This window comes from Limnohabitans sp. T6-5 (assembly GCF_003063315.1).
Lineage (GTDB): Bacteria > Pseudomonadota > Gammaproteobacteria > Burkholderiales > Burkholderiaceae_C > Limnohabitans_A.
Map to the genome: position 1 here is coordinate 710769 of NZ_NERV01000003.1, position 17301 is coordinate 728069.

The following is a 17301-nucleotide window of genomic DNA, read 5'->3' on the forward strand; positions in this document are numbered from 1 at the left end:
AAGTGACTGCGCCGAAACTGGCCTGGGCCGTACAACTTTGTTGCAGTGCAGCATGGTTTTGATTTTAGGGGTTCTAGCGATTCATGCAAGGGGATTGAACCCTTTTGAATCCAATTTAGAGAGCATTTTCTAGAATCGATCGATTGCCACCGAATTGACATGCACGCCTATTACGCCGATCACTTTGTTTTGCCCTTGCCCGAAGGACACCGTTTTCCGATGCACAAGTACAGCCGCTTGCGTGACCGACTTACGCAAGAGCTGCCACGTGTCGTCATGCGCGAAGCGCCGACGGCCAGCGATGGCGAGCTGGCGCTGGTGCACACGCCGGACTACATCCGGGGCGTGGCCCATGGCAGTCTGGACGCTGCGCTGCAAAGAGAAATCGGTTTTCCATGGAGTGTGGCCATGGCAGAGCGCGCACGTCGTTCTGTAGGGGCTTCGGTGGCTGCTGCGCGAGATGCCCTGGTGCAGGGCGTCGCTGGCAATCTGGCGGGCGGCACCCACCATGCCTATGCCCACAAAGGTGGCGGCTTTTGCGTCTTCAATGACATCGCAGTCACGGCCCGGCTCATGCAGGCCGAGGCGTGGCGACACCGGCGTCAAGTCCTGCATGTGGCAGTGATTGACCTGGATGTGCACCAGGGCAACGGTACGGCGCACATCTTCGCCAAAGATCCCAGTGTGTTCACCTTGTCGCTGCACGGTGAGAAGAACTTTCCGTTTCGCAAAGAAATGAGTGATCTGGATGTGGGCCTGCCCGACGGCTGCACCGATGCGCCTTATCTGGAAGCGCTGCACCAGGCACTGCAAACCCTGCAAGACCGCTTTGATCCGCATCTGGTGATTTATCTGGCCGGGGCTGACCCGCACGAGGGGGACCGCTTGGGGCGGCTGAAACTGAGCGCAGACGGCATGCAGGCGCGCGACCGAGTCGTCATGGACTGGGCCTGGCAGCGGCGCCTGTCCGTGGTGCTGTGCATGGGCGGAGGTTACGGTCATGACATTGAAACCACGGTGCAGGTGCAAGTACAGACCTGGGCGGTGGCGCTGGGGTATTGGCAACGCTGGCACAATCTCGGGCGATGAACACCCCTGCCACGCCCCCCTTGAAACCCCAGGCCGATGCCCGCAGCAGCTACAAGGCGTTTCGCGCCATCAGCACCCGCTGGATGGACAACGATGTGTACGGTCATGTGAACAACGTGGTGTATTACAGCTGGTTCGACACCGCCGTGAACGCCACACTGATTGAAAAAGGCGTGCTCGACATCCACGCGGGCTCGACCATTGGCCTGGTGGTGGAAACCCAATGTTTCTACTTTGCCCCCCTGGCTTTCCCGCAAACCATTGACGCCGGTATCCGTGTGGCCAAGCTCGGTACATCGAGCGTGCGTTACGAGGTCGGTCTGTTCGCCCAAGGCGAAGAGATGAGCGCCGCCCGGGGCCACTTTGTGCATGTGTACGTAGACCGTGAAACCCGCCGTCCAGTACCCCTGCCACCCGAATTGAAAACTTTTTTGGAGACTTTGACATGAGCACCCCCACCATCACCCAACAAGTCAGCACCCGCGTGAACGACCCGGCCAGCGTGGACGCCGCCATCCTCAGCCGTTTCTCGGCGCGCGCCTATTTGCCCAAACCGGTCGATCGCAGCGTGTTGCAGGACATCCTGGACATCGCGGCCCGCGCGCCCAGCGGCACCAACACCCAACCCTGGAAGGTGTATGTGCTGCAAGGCGCCAAGCTGGAAGAACTGGTGACCAAGACCTGCGCTGCACACGACGCCATGAGTGCCAACCCCGCCTTGGCAGCTGAATACGCCGAGTCCTATGACTACTACCCCGAAAAATGGGTCAGCCCCTTCATCGACCGCCGCCGCGAGTGCGGCTTTGGCCTGTATGGCGTGCTGGGCATAGGCAAAGGCGACAAAGACCGCATGCACGAACAGCACCAAAAGAACTTCCGCTTCTTTGACGCACCGGTGGGCCTGATCTTCACCATCGACAAAGTCATGGGCCGGGGCAGCTTGCTCGACTACGGCATGTTCCTGCAAACCCTCATGATCGCAGCCCGTTCGCGTGGCCTGCACACCTGCCCACAGGCGGCGTGGAACAATTTCTCCAACATCATCTTGCCGCTGGTGGGCGCGGGCGACAACGAAATGGTGGTCTGCGGCATGTCGCTGGGCTATGCCGACGAAGCGGCCGTGGTCAACACCTTTCAGACCACCCGTGTGGCCGCGCAAGACTTCACCCACTGGGTGGACTGAACCGTTGCGTTTGACGATCCGGCGCAGGCCTGCCGCTGTGCCAAGTTCCCTTTTTTGAGTTCCCCATGAGCCACCCCATCTTCACAGCCCCCAGCCCCGCCGCTCAAAAACTGGAACTGCTGCGCGAATTGTTCCCGCAAGCCATTGAAACAGCCCCTGATGGCAGCGTGCGTGTGAACGCCGCCGCCATCCAGCAAGCGCTGGACCCGGTCAACCCCGAAGGCATTCGGGTCGAAGAAGACGGCTATGAACTGCGCTGGGTGGGCAAGCGCGAGGCGTATCACACCGCTTTTGTGCCGCCGCAGAAAATTTTGAAACCCTTGCATGCTGACAGCCAAGACTGGGACACCACCGGCAACCTGCTCATCAAAGGCGACAATCTTGATGCGCTGCGTCTGCTGCGCCAAAGCTACTTTGGCAAGGTCAAACTGATCTACATTGACCCGCCTTACAACACGCAAAACGATACGTTCATCTATCGAGACGATTTCAGCGCGAAGCAAAACGAGGTTCTCAAACAGCTGGGATACAGCGCCGACAACATCGACTACATCAAAAACATCTACGGTGCCCGCACGCACAGCGGCTGGTTGAGCTTCATGTACCCGCGTCTGCTGCTGGCCAAAGACCTGCTGCGTGAAGATGGCGTGATCTTCATCTCGATTGACGACAATGAACAGGCGCAGTTGAAGTTGTTGTGTGATGAGGTGTTTGGGCAGGAGAATTTTGTAGCAGAGATTGTCTGGGAGGGAGCCAACAAGAACGATGCACGTCAAGTCGGAACCGTTCATGAATATGTTTTGGTCTATGCTCAAAACCGTAGTGAACTGCCTCGCGAATGGAGCCTCAAAAAAGAAGGTGCAGAACCAGTATTTGCTGAGGTCAAGCGATTAAAAAAATTGCATGGTTCGGACTTTGAAACCATTTCCAAAGAACTTGCGGGCTGGTTCAGAGCAATGAAAGCTAAACCTTCATTTGCGTTGCGCCGCTTTCGCTATGTTGATGAGAGAGGTGCATACAAAGAGGACGATCCGACAGCGCCAGGAGGAAGAAAGTTTGATTTGATTAATCCCCAAAATAACCAAGTATTACCGCTGAGAAAAAATCGCGGCTGGGGGTTTGATCAAACTGAATTCAATCGTTTAGTTGATGAGGGCCGTGTCTCGTTTATTACAGATTCGAGTGTCATGATTCGTCGATATCTTCATGAAACCGACACCATTACACCGCCCAGTGTGCATTACCAACCGGCACGCTCAGCTTCTGAGCGGTTGACACGCATGATGAATGGGAATGTTTTTGAATTTCCCAAGGACGAAACGGTACTTAACAAGTTTGTCGAAATGGCAACTGATCCTAACGATGCCAATTGCATAGTTCTGGATTTCTTCGCTGGCTCAGGGACCACAGCTCATGCTGTGATGTTGCAAAACGCGTTGGATAGCGGTTGTCGGCGTTTCATTCTCGTTCAAATCCCCCAGACCATCGACCCCAAGAAACAAAAAGAAGCCCACAGCTTCGTGACCGACACCTTGGGCAGACCCGAGGCCACGATTTTTGAAATCACCGCCGAGCGCATCCGCCGAGCCGGAGCCAAGTTGCAGGCCGACCGAAAAACCGACTTGGCGACCGATCCCACCCATTTGGACACGGGTTTTCGCGTGTTCGAGCTGACCGACGACCCCGATGCCCTGATCTTGCAAAAGCCGCTGGCCGAGGCCACGCAGGCCGACTTGGTCAAGCTGCAAACCACCATCGCCACGCCTCAGCCTGAACAACTTCCGCGTATCCTTTACAACCTGCTGCTGGCCGAGGGCCTGCCCTTGTCCACCCGCATTGAGGCCGTGCAAGCCGAGCAGCACCCGCAAGCGCTGTACCGCGCAGCTGATGTGCTCATCATCTTGCAGGCGGTGGACACCGAAGACCTGCGCCAAGCATTGACCCAACTCAAGGCCGCTGGCACCCCGGTGCAGCACCTGAGCGTGTATGCGCCCTGGGTGCAAGACAACAATTTCTTGCTGGGCCTCAAAACCTTGCTCGAAACGCTGGGTCTGTCGGAAGACAAGCTGCGCTTACGGGGTTGACCGACCATGGACGAAGCCGCAGTAAACAACACCATACGAGGTGAAATATGAAAATTGCCATTGAAAATTTTGGTGCCATTAAAAAGCGCATCGAAATCGAGCCCAAACCGCTTACCATCTTTTGCGGAAGCAACAACACGGGCAAGACCTATGGCCTGTATGTGCTTAACGCTTTGATGGACTCACGTTTTGTTGCCTCTTTTGATTGGGCAAAACACAACGCCAAATTGTTGCTTGAACAGGGTCGATTGCTGATTGATCGAGAGTCTTGGCTGGGGGAAGATGCGCTCAAACTCGCACAAAAGAACATCTCTCAAGGTCTGAAAAGCTCACTTGCTAGATTTTTTGTGGCAGACAGCGGCCTGACAGACGACGCCATTTTTGAAGTTTCACTGTCCTTGTCTGAAATCGAGGCAAGTGTGGTTAATTTCGAACTTTCGTATGGGGAGTCCACCAACTCATCACAAAAGAAACCAATGGGGCTGAGAGGTGAATTCAGTGGCAAACGCATTGGGCTTATCTTGTATGGTGACTGGCCAAACATTGCAGCCGTGGAGCGAGTGATTAACAACGCATTGATGGCGCTTTACTGTCCGATTCGTCAGGGGCGTGCCTTGTTGTTGCCTGCGGAGCGTACAGGGATTAACTTGTTTTTTCGCGAGCTGAATTCGCGGCGGGCCGCTTTGCTGCGTCATGTCACTAGCCAAACGCTCGATACCAACGAGCTGCTCAAGGACATCATCGTTTCACGGTATCCGCAGCCGATTCATGACTACATTGAATTCATGAATGCGCAGCCAGAAATAAAACGCCAGACCAGTGAAAATTTTGCAGATTTGGCCGCTTGGTTGCAAAAAGAAGTTTTGAGGGTGAAGTACAAGGTCGATCGTTACGGCGATATCAGCATTGCGCCCTTGCGCAGTAAGACGGAGTTAGGTTTGCACTTGGGTTCGTCAACTGCTAAAACTTTCTTTGGACTTTGGTCGTATCTCAATCATTTGGCGCAGCCGGGGGATTGTTTGATGATCGACGAACCAGAGTTGAACCTTCATCCGCTGAACCAGCGCAATATTGCCCGCTTGCTGGCTGAGTTGGTTAATCGCGGTATTCGTGTGGTCGTTAGCACCCATTCCGACTATATGGTTCGTGAATGGGGCAACCTTGTGATGCTTAGCGAAGATTTTCCTGGGCGGGATGCGCTTTCGAAGCGTCATGGGCTGAGCAGTTCGCAGTGGCTGCCAGCCGATAAGGTCCACGCTTACGAATTCCATTCTGGCGGTGTCGAAGCTATGTCTGTTGATGTGGGCAGTGGCATCCGTACCCCGTTGTTTGACGAAAGCATTGAGCAACTCAACGCAGCGGCACAAGATATTTACTTTGCAGTGCAGGAGGCAAGACCAGCTGAACCTGAGCAAAAGGTGCTCAAGGCGCGCAAGGGCAAGGTATGACAGAAAACGAATATTTTGAAACGCTGCGAGAAGTGCTTAACCCGCCACTCAGAGATGGCCGCAAAAATGTTGGAGGTCATTTTGTGATCGAAGAGAAAGATCAAAAACCGTTTGGATTGAATGTAAGCGGATTAGGCGGTCACGAAGCGATCAAGCTAGAGGGGATGAAGACAGACTGGCCATGCTTCAGAGGTTCTCATCGATTTGCGCATCGTCGCTGCGACCGCATTGTGGTTGCTTGGAACAAGAGCAAAGGAGTTCCCCAGTTTCTACTCGTCGAGCTAAAAAGTGGAAATTCGGCCGGTGCACGTGCACAACTGGGCGCATCGCTGGCGTTCTGCCAGTTTCTGCATCACATGGTTTGCGTGGGTCAAGCAAATCCACCAAAGCCTGAGTTTTCTGCTGTCACGGTGAGTTCAACCCCGTTTGCACTCAAGCTCGGCAGCACGCCCGGTTTGCCATCTTGGAGTTCAAATGGTATTCATCCTGATTGTCGGCACATGGACTTTCCGCGTTCACGGGGCTCACTGCCTGTAAAAGCTGTACTGATCAAGGTTTGAGTCAGTAGCATGACCGCCCAATTCCAATACACCCGCTTGGCGTACCAGGCCCAAGCGGTGAACAGCATTTTTGAGGTGTTTGCCGATGTGCGCTTTGTTGCGCCCAAGAGTGTTCATGCCAATCCGACTTATGTGGCGCATGAGGCGTCCAAGACGATTCTCGCCAACATTGAGCGGATACGGACCGAAAACCATGTGCAGGCGGGTGAGGTGACGGTGGCAGGTTCAGTGACGCCCGCTTTGTCCCTGGATGTGTTGATGGAGACGGGTACGGGCAAGACCTTCACCTTCATCGAGACGATTCACCGGCTGCACCAGAAATACCAGCTGTCCAAGTTCATCGTGCTGGTGCCCAGCAATGCCATTCGGCAGGGCACGGTCAAGAGCTTGCAGTCCACCGCGGATTTTTTTGCCAAGGAATACAACAACCAGAAGATCAATGTCTTCAATTACTCTGACAAGACGGTAAAGGGCTTCATTCACGCGGCCAACATGGGTATTTCGGTCATGGTGGCCACATACCAGTCGTTTGCAGGGGATGGCCGGATCATCAACAAGCGCGGGGTGGAGTCCAACCTTTTTGGCCAGGCCAAAAGCTACATGGAGGCACTGGCCGCCATTCGGCCCGTGCTGATCATTGACGAGCCGCACCGCTTTGACGGCAAGGTGGTCAAAGAGTATTTGCCCAAGTTCAACCCACTTCTCACCATCCGGTTTGGGGCCACTTACAAACGTGACGAGTTCAAAAACCTGGTTTACACACTGGACAGTCTGGAGGCTTTTCGCCAGCGGCTGGTCAAAGGCATCACAGTAGATACCGTGGGCACTGGGTCCACGATGGCGCAAACCCTGTGTTTGCAGCAAGTCACGGGCACCGCCAAAGAGCGTTTGGGGCATGTGAGTTACCAGACAGCCGCGGGCAAAGCTGCCACCACAGAGCTCAAAGCCAAAGACAACTTGGGCGAAAAAACCGGTCTGGCTTATCTGGATGGTCATGTGGTGGAGAGCGTGACGACCAAGGAGCTGGTGTTCACCAATGGCTTTGCCTTGCCGCTGGGCGAGGCCACGGCTTACGGCATGCTGGCCGATGAGGTGCAGTCGCTGTTGATCCAGTGCACGGTGGCCAACCACTTTGAGCGGGAACAGGCCTTGTTCAAGCGCGGCATCAAGGCCATCAGTTTGTTTTTCATTGATGCGGTGGCCAAATATTTGCCAGATGGGCAACGGCCCGCCGTGTTGCGCGAAACGTTTGAGCGCCATTACAAGGCTGAATTGGCCAAGGTATTGGCCGATGCCGATCTGGACCCGGATTACCGTGCTTATCTGGAGCGCACGGCAGAGGATGTGGGCAAGGTTCACAAAGGGTACTTTGCCCGCTCGCACAGCGAGAAGGGTGAAGAGGAAGCCATCAAGCTGATCTTGCAGGAGAAAGAAAAGCTGTTGTCTTTCGACACCGACTTGCGCTTCATCTTTTCGATGTGGGCGTTGCAAGAGGGTTGGGACAACCCCAATGTGTTCACCCTGTGCAAGCTGGCCCCCAGTAACTCCAAGATCACCAAGCTGCAACAAATTGGCCGGGGTTTGCGCTTGGCAGTGAACCAGAGGCTGGAGCGGGTGCATTCTGACGATGCCGCGTTTGACGAGATCAACGATTTGGTGGTGGTGGTGCCCGCCAGCGAGGGCGATTTTGTTCGGGCTATTCAAAGCGAGATCACTGAGCACAGTGTCAAGCGTGTGGCGGGCGTGTTTGACGATGCCGTTTTGGCCGAATTTGGCGTGGCGGCGAGCACGCGCCAGGCCAACAAGGTGTTGGATGCCTTGGCGGGTTTGGGCCTGATTGCGCTGGATGACATGTCGGGGCAGGCCACGGTACTTTGGCAACGTCCGCAGTACCAGGCTCAGCGCGAGGTGATTGTGGCGGCACTGAACAAAGTGACAGGCATGACGCCAGAAAATGTGCAGAACATGCTGCGTTATCTGGATTTGTACTTTGATGGGGCAGGGCAAGTCAAAGCCAAAAAGAACAAACAAACACCTGTATTGACGATCAACCCCGGTCAATATCAGAAGTTCAAACACCTGTGGCAGAACCTGAACCGTCATGCGGTGCTGCGCTACGAGCTGGACACGGAGCAGCTCAAATTGAATGTTCTGGCCAGCATTGAACGCAACTTCAATGTGCGGGCTTTGTCTGTCACTGTCACCACGACTTCAGGGGTGCAAAACCTGCACCAAGCGACGGCAACGCAAGGCGAATACACGATCAAGCCGCATTCGGTTTACACGTTGGCTCAGTTTGTGCGCGAGCTGGCCAATATGACGCGCCTGTCCATGCACACGGTCAGTGACATTTTGTGTCGCATGCCCGCCGACAAGTTTGCGAAGATCAAGGACAACGAAAATCGCGCCTTGCTCAGCCTTCGAGATTTGATTCAAAAGTGCATTCATGCGCTGGTGGTGAACAAACTTTGCTACGACTTGCGCGAGATCCGGGTGCAAACCTCTTTGACCGACAAAAATGGCCAGTTGCTCAAGACCATTCCTTTGTCGCTTTGTGGTGTGGAGGCGCATGACGTGGTCAATCCGGCGGTGCGGGAGCGGTCCTTGTACAAAGAGCCATGGATGCCGGTGGACAGTCAGATTGAGCGCTACACGGTCGATGAATCCAATCACCAGCGGATCACGGTGTTTGCCAAGCTGCCCAAGATCAATATTCCAACGCCGCTGGGGAATTACAACCCGGATTTTGGCTACGTGATTGAGCAAGAAGGACAGGCTCAAGCCTTGTATTTGGTGGTTGAAACCAAAGGCTATGACAACCTGCAAGAAATCCCTGACCCGGAACGATGGAAGATCGACAGCGCCAAGCATTTCTTTGCTGCGTTGAAACAGCATGGCGTTGATGTGCATTACAAGACCAAGATCAATCAAGACACTTTGGCTCAGCTCATGATAGAGATTGATCCCGCCATCGGTGGCGCCAGAGATTAAGCGTCCATCATTTTGGAGAGCCTTCGGGCTGACGCCAGGGCTGGCCGGGTGCTTTGAATCACGAAACGCATGTTTACCCGCAGGCTTGAGCCTGTTCCTTTGCCTTAACATCCAAGCTCTTGCCCTTCGCGCTGCCTTTGTCCTTTTTGGGGGCCAAAATTCGCCATGATCATCACCAGTCTGCTCGACACCGACCTCTACAAGTTCACCATGATGCAGGTCGTGCTGCACCAGTTTCCGGGTGCGCAGGTCGAGTACAAATTCAAGTGCCGCAACCCGGGCATACCTTTGGCCCCTTTTGTCAACGAGATCCGGCAGGAAATTCGTTCGCTGTGCAACTTGACCTTCACCGAGTCGGAGTTGGACTATCTGGGTTCACTGCGTTTTATCAAAAGCGACTTTGTGGACTTTCTGGGCTTGTTCAAGCTCAACGAGAAATACATCCAGGTCACGGCCTTGCCCTCGGGTGAGATCGACATCACCATTCAGGGCCCTTGGCTGCACACCATCTTGTTTGAAATCCCGGTGCTGGCCATCGTCAACGAGGTGTATTTCCGCAACACCCAGAAAGTGCCCGACCTGATGGAGGGGCGGCGCAGGGTGGATCAGAAGATCGCTCAATTGCAGGGCACTGGCCTGGAGACCCTCAAGATTGCCGATTACGGCACACGCCGCCGCTTTTCACGGGCCTGGCACGAAGAGGTGCTGCGCGTCTTGTCGGCCCGTCTGGGCACAGGCCCCGAGGGGCAGTTTGCGGGCACCAGCAATGTCTATTACGCCTACCTGCTGGGTTTGACCCCCCTGGGCACCATGGCGCACGAGTATTTGCAGGCCGCGCAAGCGCTGGGGCCACGCTTGCGGGACAGCCAGGTGTTTGCCTTTGAGTCCTGGGCCAAGGAATACCGGGGCGACCTGGGCATTGCCCTGTCCGATGTGTACGGTTTCAACGCCTTCCTGCGCGACTTCGACATGTACTTTTGCAAGCTGTTCGATGGCGCACGGCACGACAGTGGTGACCCGTTCAGCTGGGGTGAACGCATGATCGCCCACTACCAGCTCAACCGGGTGGACCCCAAAACCAAAACCCTGATCTTCAGCGACAGCCTGACGATTCCGCGCACCATCGAGCTGTACCAGCAGTTCCGGGGGCGCTGCCAGCTGGCTTTTGGCGTGGGCACCAACCTGACCAACGATCTGGGCTACGAGCCGCTGCAAATTGTCATCAAGATGACCCGCTGCAACGGCCAGCCCGTCGCCAAGTTGTCAGACACGCCGGGCAAAGGCATGTGCGATGACGAAAAATACCTGGCCTACCTCAAGCAGGTGTTTGAGATCGACCAGACGGCCTGAGCCATCTTGAGTCAGCCCCCAGAGCTTCACATGAACTACCTCAAAATCGCCGTCCTGTTCGTCATCGCCGCTGTGCTCAACGCGCTAGCGCCTTGGCTGCTGCAGCGCATCGCGCAGCTGGGCGGCACCGAGACCGCCATCGCCTCCACTTTGTGGTGCTTGAGTCTGTTTTTGGGTTTTGGCTGGGCCTGCAGCAAAGTGGCCGAGGGCACGGTTTTTCCGAGCTTCACCATACAACTGCTGATCGGCATCGTGCTGCACGACGCGCTGGCGCCCCTGTCGGTGGAGCTGGCTTTGGCGGTGGTGGTCTGCACCGCGCTGGCGGCGGTCATCCTCAAGTCCGGTGGCGACGAAATCGACCGCAAAGCCTTTGTGAAGATCGCTTTCCCGACCCTCATGATCGCAGTGGTGGGCTACTTGATCACGTTTTTCATCACCTACGCACTGCTGCTGGCGCTGGGGTTGGCGGGCAACACGGCCGCCCTGTTGGCGGCCATTTTGGGCTCGACCGATCCGGCGGCCCTGATCCCGACGCTCAAACAGTTGACCATCAAACCCGAGTACCGCCGCGTCTCGGACATGGCCGTGGCCGAGAGTGCGCTCAACGACGCGGTGGGCGCCATCTTCACCTCGGCCATCGCGGCCATGGTGCTGGGCGGCATGAAGCTGGACAACATGGGCGGCCTGGCGGGTGGACTTTTCAGCGCCGACAACCTGATGCTTTTGGGGCAGCAGTTTTGGTGGGGCACGGTGGCGGGCATCGTGGGGTGGCTTTGCATGTACGGCTTTGATTGCTATAAGGCCACGCACCATGCGAGCGGGGCCGACGAGCCGATGTACGACTTTGCCATTGCCCTCGCCGGGCCGCTGGTGACCTTCATGTTCGCGCAGCTCATCCACGGCAATGGTTTTCTGGCCGCCTTCATCGCGGGCTTGCTGGGCAACTTCAACCGCGGCTCCAAGGCCTTCCATTCGCTGATCCACAGCATGGAAACCAAGATCGAGAGCATCGCCAAACCCACCATCTTCATGATGGTCGGGCCTTTTGTAGCCTTGCCTGACTTGGTCAACACCGCCGGGCTGGGCTTGGCAGTGGCCCTGCTGTTCATGCTGGTGGCCCGTCCGGTGGCGGTGATGGTCTCGCTGCTGCCCACCCGCATCAGTTTCAAAGAAAAATTGTTTTTGTGCGCCGTGCGCGAGACGGGGGTGATCCCGGTGGTGCTGGCGGTGATGACGGTGGCCCAGTTTCCGCAGATGACGCAACTCATGCCGCTGACCGCCTGGGTGGTCATCTGGACGCTGACGCTTCTGCCCGCCATCACACCCTGGTGGTCGCGCAAGCTGGGTATTTTGGAATGAATGAAAGAGAACAAGACATGAAACCCAAGATTTTGGTCGCGTGCCCGATATTTGAAGATGTGCTGGCTGGCCTGCGCGAGCATTTTGATGTCACCGACAACCAGGCCGGTGAAAGCTGGAGCAAAAGCGAATGGATGGCGCGTTTGTCGGGCCATGTGGGTGCCTTGACCGTGGGGGCCAACCCGGTGGATGCCCAGGTGCTGGCTGCCAACCCTCAAGTGCGCATCGTCGCCAACATGGCCGTGGGTTACAACAATTTCGATGTGCCCGCCATGACGGTAGCTGGCGTGCTGGCCACCAACACCCCTGATGTGCTGACCGAGACCACGGCTGATTTTGGCTTTGCTTTGCTCATGGCCACGGCCCGACGCATGGCTGAGAGCGAACACTACCTGCGTGCCGGACTTTGGAAAAATTGGCGCTATGACATGTTTGCCGGGGCCGAAGTGCATGGCTCGACCATCGGCATCATCGGCATGGGCCGCATCGGGCAGGGCATTGCCCGCCGCGCCGCGCACGGTTTTGGCATGAAGGTGATCTATCACAACCGCTCACGCCTGAGCCCCGATCTGGAGGCCGAGTGCAAAGCCAGCTACATGAGCAAAGAAGCGCTGCTCAAGACGGCAGACCATGTGATGCTGGTGGTGCCCTACAGCGCCGAATCGCACCACACCATTGGCGCAGCAGAACTGGCCATGATGAAACCGACCGCCACCCTGGTGAACATTGCGCGCGGCGGCATCGTGGACGATGCGGCCCTGGCGACGGCCTTGCGTGAGCAGCGCATCGCGGCGGCAGGCCTGGATGTGTTCGAGGGCGAGCCTGCCGTGCACCCTGATTTGCTCACCGTGCCCAACGTGGTGCTCACGCCCCACATTGCCAGCGCCACGGTCAAAACGCGCCGCGCCATGGCGCAGTTGGCGGCCGACAACCTGATCACCTATTTCAGCCGTGGACAAGCCTTGACGCCTTTGAACACCGTGCCTGGGCGTGCCGCATGAATGAGTGGGTATTGCTGGCGCTGGGGGGATTGAATCTGCTGGTGCTCCTGGTGCTGTTGCTTCGATCCCAAGCTGCACCAGACAACGGGGCGGACAAGACCGCTGAACAAACGGCCTGGCAACAGCAGCAGTTTGGTGCTTTGCAGGTGCAAACTGAGCGGTTGCAACGAGAGCTGCGCACCGAAATCAGCCAGTCTGGTGTGCAGGGTCGGCAAGAAGCCATGCAGACGCTGACGTTGTTTCAGCAATCGCTTTTGCAACAAAGCGCTGAAGCCACCCGCACCCAAAACCAGCAGATTGACGCCTTGGCCCAACAGCTGGCCTTGCTGCAAAAAAGCCTGACCGACAGCCTGGCCCAACAGGTCAATGCGCTGTCTGAGGCCAATGCCCGGCGCCTGACCGAGATGCGCGGCACCATGGAAACCCAGCTGGCGCAGTTGCAACAAAGCAATGCCGCCAAGCTCGACGAAATGCGTCAGACCGTGGATGAAAAACTGCAGGCCACCTTGCAAGCCCGCTTGGGCGAGAGCTTCAAGCAAGTGGCCGACCGGCTCGAGCAGGTGCACAAAGGCCTGGGCGAAATGCACCACCTGGCGCAGGGCGTGGGCGACCTCAAACACCTGCTGACCAACGTCAAAACGCGCGGCATATTTGGCGAAGCGCAACTGGGCGCACTGCTCGAACAGGTACTCGCTCCGGAGCAATACGCCGAGCAGGTGGCCACCAAACCCGGCGACAAGAACCGCGTGGACTTTGCCATCCGCTTGCCGGGCCGCTCGGACAACGGTCAGCCCGTGTGGCTGCCGATTGACGCGAAGTTTCCCAACGAAGATTACGAGCGCCTGCTCGAAGCTCAGGGCCGCGCCGACCCAGTGCAGGCCGAGCTGTGCGCCAGGGCATTGGAGGCGCGCATCAAGCTCGAAGCCCGGTCGATTGCCGACAAATACCTGGAGCCACCGCACACCACCGACTTTGCGGTGATGTTTCTGCCCACCGAAGGCCTGTACGCCGAGGTACTGCGTCGTCCCGGCCTGATGGAAAGCCTGCAGCGCGACCACCGCGTGACGTTGGCCGGTCCGACCAACCTGATGGCCATGCTCAATGCGCTGCAAATGGGCTTCAGAACCCTCGCCCTTGAAAAGCGCTCCAGCGAGGTCTGGCACGTTTTGGGTGCGGTCAAGACTGAATTTGGAAAATTTGGTGATGTGCTGACCAAGGTGCGCAACCAGACCCAGACCGTGCTTAACACGCTCGACCAGGCCCAGACCCGAAGCAATGTGTTGAACCGAGCCTTGCGGCAGGTCGATGCCTTGCCTGAGACTGCGGCACAGGCGCTGTTGCCTGGCTCGGCAGAAGAGGGCGCTGAGTGAGCCAAGAGCTGGCCCGCCTGATCGCAGGCCAGATTTTTTTACATGCTTGCATGGCGGGCATGCGCATGGCCACTCCATTGTTGGCCCTCAAGCAGGGCTACAGCGCCATGGCGGTGGGCGCTTTGCTCTCCTTGTTTGCCCTGACGCAGGTGTTTCTGGCCATTCCTGCCGGGCGCTACACCGATCGGCATGGCCTTAAAAAACCCCTGCGCTTCAGCATTGCCATCGCCAGCATCGGCGCCATGCTGTCGGCCATCTGGCCGGTGTTCCCGATGTTGTGCGTGAGCGCCCTGGCCTCGGGCGGCGCCACGGGCATGACCGTGATCGCCCTGCAGCGCCATGTGGGCCGTTCTGCCAAAGATGGCGTGGCGCTCAAAACTGCGTTCAGCTGGCTGTCGATCGGCCCGGCCATCTCCAACTTTTTGGGACCTGTGGTGGCGGGGCTGCTGATCGACCACGCGGGCACGCAAGCGGCCGACACCACAGGCTTTCAGGTGGCTTTTGCGGCCATGGCCTTGTTGCCGCTGGTGACGTGGTTTTGGGTGCGCCATGTCCAGGAACACCTGATCCAGCCTGCACCAGACAACGCAGCCCCACGCAATGCACTGGACTTGCTGCGCGAGCCGCTCATGCGCCGACTCTTGATGGTCAATTGGCTGTTGTCGTCCTGCTGGGACGTGCACACCTTCGTGGTGCCCATCCTCGGGCACGAGCGGGGCTTCAGTGCCTCGGTGGTCGGTACGATTTTGGGCTCGTTTGCCATGGCCGCGGCCTTCATCCGGGTGTGCTTGCCGTGGCTGGCGCGCCATGTGCATGAGCACCAGATCATCACCTTCGCCATGGTGGCGACCGGGCTGCTGTTTGGCCTTTACCCCTGGCTACCCAACGCCTGGGCCATGGGGGCCTGCTCGGTCACGCTGGGCCTGGTGCTGGGCAGCGTGCAGCCCATGATCATGAGCACCTTGCACCAGATCACCCCGGCCCACCGCCAGGGCGAGGCGCTGGGCCTGCGGCTCATGAGCATCAACGCGTCCAGCGTGTTGATGCCCACGCTCTTTGGCGCGGCCGGGGCCATTGCGGGCGTTGCGCCTGTGTTCTGGGTGGTGGGCACGGCAGTGGGCTGGGGCTCACTGCTGGCCTGGAAACTGCGACCGGAGCGCACCCACTCACCCTCATCGTAGGTCGGCGGTCCAAGGCCCCGGCCAATGCGAGTGGAATGGCAGCGTCTTTTCAAGCGGCAGATGCCGGACTCTGCGAGTGCCGACCTACGAAGGCGAGGTGGCTTGGTGGCTCAATTGGTAGAAATCGCAGATGGCTTTCCAGGCGTCCTCAGGCGTATCCACGTAGCGAAATAAATGCAGGTCTTCTGCCGTGATGGTGCCTTCTTCGACCAACACATCCATGTTGATCAGCCGTTTCCAGTAATCCGTTCCGAACAAGAGGATGGGCACCGGACGGGCTTTGCGGGTTTGCACGAGGGTCATCACTTCAAACAGCTCGTCCAGCGTGCCAAATCCACCGGGAAAAGCCACCAATGCTTTGGCTCGCATCATGAAATGCATCTTGCGCAACGCAAAGTAATGAAACTTGAAGCTCAGATGGGGGGTGACGTAGGGGTTGGGGTTTTGCTCATGGGGCAAGGCGATGTTCAAGGCCACAGAAGGCGCGCCGGCTTCATGCGCGCCCCGGTTGGCCGCTTCCATGATGCCGGGGCCGCCGCCCGTGCAGATGAACAGTTTTTCTTCATCGGGCAGGTTGGCCGAGGAACGGGCCACCAAGCCTGCAAAAGTGCGTGCGTTTTCGTAATGCTGCGCATTGCGCACCAGGGCTTGCGCTTTGGCGATGGCGGGTGCCAGACCGCTTTGCTGGGCAAGCACAAGCTGGGCCTGAGCAGTCAACCTGTCCGTGAACCGGGCACTGCCAAAAACCACCACGGTGTGGTCGATGTGGGCTTCGGTTTGAGCCAAATCAGGCTTGAGCATTTCCAGCTGGAAGCGGATACCCCGTGTTTCGCGCCTCAGTAAAAATTCGGGGTCGGCAAAGGCCAATCGACTTGCTTGCGGTTCCAGCCAATCGGCATCGTGAAAATCGGGTTTGGTTTCCGCCCAGGCATGGGGCAGGGACGGGGATTGGAGATCTGGGGTCGATTGCATGCTGTGATTGTGCCTCTGCCCATCTCGGAGGCTCTGTGGATTATTGTGCTCTGCCCATGAAAAAAGCCCCTGTCGGGGCTTTCTTAGGAGAGTCGTCTTCGATCAAACGCGCTTGCGGTATTCGCCAGTGCGGGTGTCGATTTCGATTTTGTCGCCTTGGCTGACGAACAAAGGCACTGGCACTTCCATGCCGGTAGCGATCTTGGCGGGCTTGAGCACTTTGCCGGAGGTGTCGCCTTTGACCGCGGGCTCGGTCCAGGTGATCTCGCGCACCACGCTGGTGGGCAATTCGACCGAGATGGCTTTCTCGTTGTAGAACACCACTTCGAGTTCCATGCCGTCTTCGAGGTAGTTCAGGGCGTCACCCATGTTGGTGGCTTCGACTTCGTACTGGTTGAAGTCGGTGTCCATGCAGACATACATCGGATCAGCGAAGTAAGAGTAAGTGCAGTCTTTCTTGTCCAGAATGACCTGGTCCATCTTGTCGTCGGCGCGGAACACCACTTCGGTGCCGAAGTTGGCGATCAAACTTTTGAGCTTCATGCGCACGGTGGACGAGCCACGGCCACCCCGTTGGTATTCGGTGCGCAGGACGACCATGGGGTCTTTGCCGTGCATGATGACGTTGCCAACGCGGATTTCTTGAGCGGTTTTCATAGGAATTGAGTCTGAAATGAAAAAGGGGTGACCTGAGGTCAAGCCCACTATTCTAA

14 protein-coding genes are annotated in these 17301 nt (G+C 57.3%); 12 read left to right on the plus strand and 2 right to left on the minus strand.

Features of this window, described 5'->3' with window-relative positions; genetic code table 11:
* The first annotated feature begins 159 nt into the window (after positions 1–159).
* From B9Z51_RS15015 to B9Z51_RS15065, 12 genes are all read left to right on the plus strand, one after another.
* Positions 160–1089 (plus strand): histone deacetylase, encoded by a 930-nt coding sequence (locus B9Z51_RS15015; RefSeq protein WP_108375901.1) that lies wholly within the window; start codon positions 160–162, stop codon positions 1087–1089.
* Entirely contained in the window at positions 1086–1538 is a 453-nt protein-coding gene (locus B9Z51_RS15020) for a thioesterase family protein (protein WP_108375902.1), read from the plus strand. Before B9Z51_RS15015 ends, B9Z51_RS15020 begins: the two co-directional genes overlap by 4 nt.
* Positions 1535–2272 carry a nitroreductase gene (locus tag B9Z51_RS15025; RefSeq protein ID WP_108375903.1) on the plus strand — a complete coding sequence of 246 codons (738 nt, stop codon included), beginning with the start codon at positions 1535–1537 and terminating at the stop codon, positions 2270–2272. Before B9Z51_RS15020 ends, B9Z51_RS15025 begins: the two co-directional genes overlap by 4 nt.
* Before the next feature lie 65 nt (positions 2273–2337).
* On the plus strand, positions 2338–4356 hold the full coding sequence (locus B9Z51_RS15030) for a site-specific DNA-methyltransferase (protein ID WP_108375904.1): 2019 nt from the start codon (positions 2338–2340) through the stop codon (positions 4354–4356).
* A gap of 47 nt (positions 4357–4403) precedes the next feature.
* Positions 4404–5804: an AAA family ATPase gene (locus B9Z51_RS15035; protein ID WP_108375905.1), complete on the plus strand. Its 1401-nt coding sequence runs from the start codon at positions 4404–4406 to the stop codon at positions 5802–5804.
* Positions 5801–6364 (plus strand): hypothetical protein, encoded by a 564-nt coding sequence (locus B9Z51_RS18305; RefSeq protein ID WP_146187784.1) that lies wholly within the window; start codon positions 5801–5803, stop codon positions 6362–6364. The genes B9Z51_RS15035 and B9Z51_RS18305 overlap by 4 nt, the downstream gene beginning before the upstream one ends.
* A gap of 9 nt (positions 6365–6373) precedes the next feature.
* Positions 6374–9355, plus strand: a complete 2982-nt coding sequence (locus B9Z51_RS15040) for a DEAD/DEAH box helicase family protein (RefSeq protein ID WP_108375906.1) — start codon at positions 6374–6376, stop codon at positions 9353–9355.
* A 165-nt stretch (positions 9356–9520) separates the two neighbouring features.
* The gene (gene pncB, locus B9Z51_RS15045; RefSeq protein ID WP_108375907.1) at positions 9521–10705 is read left to right on the plus strand and encodes a nicotinate phosphoribosyltransferase; all 1185 of its coding nucleotides are present in this window, start codon (positions 9521–9523) and stop codon (positions 10703–10705) included.
* A 30-nt stretch (positions 10706–10735) separates the two neighbouring features.
* Positions 10736–12064, plus strand: a complete 1329-nt coding sequence (locus B9Z51_RS15050; protein ID WP_108375908.1) for a cation:proton antiporter — start codon at positions 10736–10738, stop codon at positions 12062–12064.
* A gap of 17 nt (positions 12065–12081) precedes the next feature.
* A complete protein-coding gene (locus B9Z51_RS15055; RefSeq protein WP_108376053.1) occupies positions 12082–13065 on the plus strand; it encodes a D-glycerate dehydrogenase in 984 nt (327 codons plus the stop codon).
* Positions 13062–14435, plus strand: coding sequence for a DNA recombination protein RmuC (locus B9Z51_RS15060; RefSeq protein WP_108375909.1), 1374 nt, complete (start codon positions 13062–13064; stop codon positions 14433–14435). Before B9Z51_RS15055 ends, B9Z51_RS15060 begins: the two co-directional genes overlap by 4 nt.
* The gene (locus B9Z51_RS15065; protein WP_108375910.1) at positions 14432–15616 is read left to right on the plus strand and encodes an MFS transporter; all 1185 of its coding nucleotides are present in this window, start codon (positions 14432–14434) and stop codon (positions 15614–15616) included. The genes B9Z51_RS15060 and B9Z51_RS15065 overlap by 4 nt, the downstream gene beginning before the upstream one ends.
* A gap of 84 nt (positions 15617–15700) precedes the next feature.
* On the opposite strand, the gene B9Z51_RS15070 is transcribed toward B9Z51_RS15065, so the two are convergent.
* The gene (locus B9Z51_RS15070) at positions 15701–16588 is read right to left on the minus strand and encodes a TIGR00730 family Rossman fold protein (RefSeq protein ID WP_108375911.1); all 888 of its coding nucleotides are present in this window, start codon (positions 16586–16588) and stop codon (positions 15701–15703) included.
* A gap of 102 nt (positions 16589–16690) precedes the next feature.
* The gene (gene efp / locus B9Z51_RS15075) at positions 16691–17245 is read right to left on the minus strand and encodes an elongation factor P (protein WP_019428318.1); all 555 of its coding nucleotides are present in this window, start codon (positions 17243–17245) and stop codon (positions 16691–16693) included.
* Positions 17246–17301: the final 56 nt, after the last annotated feature.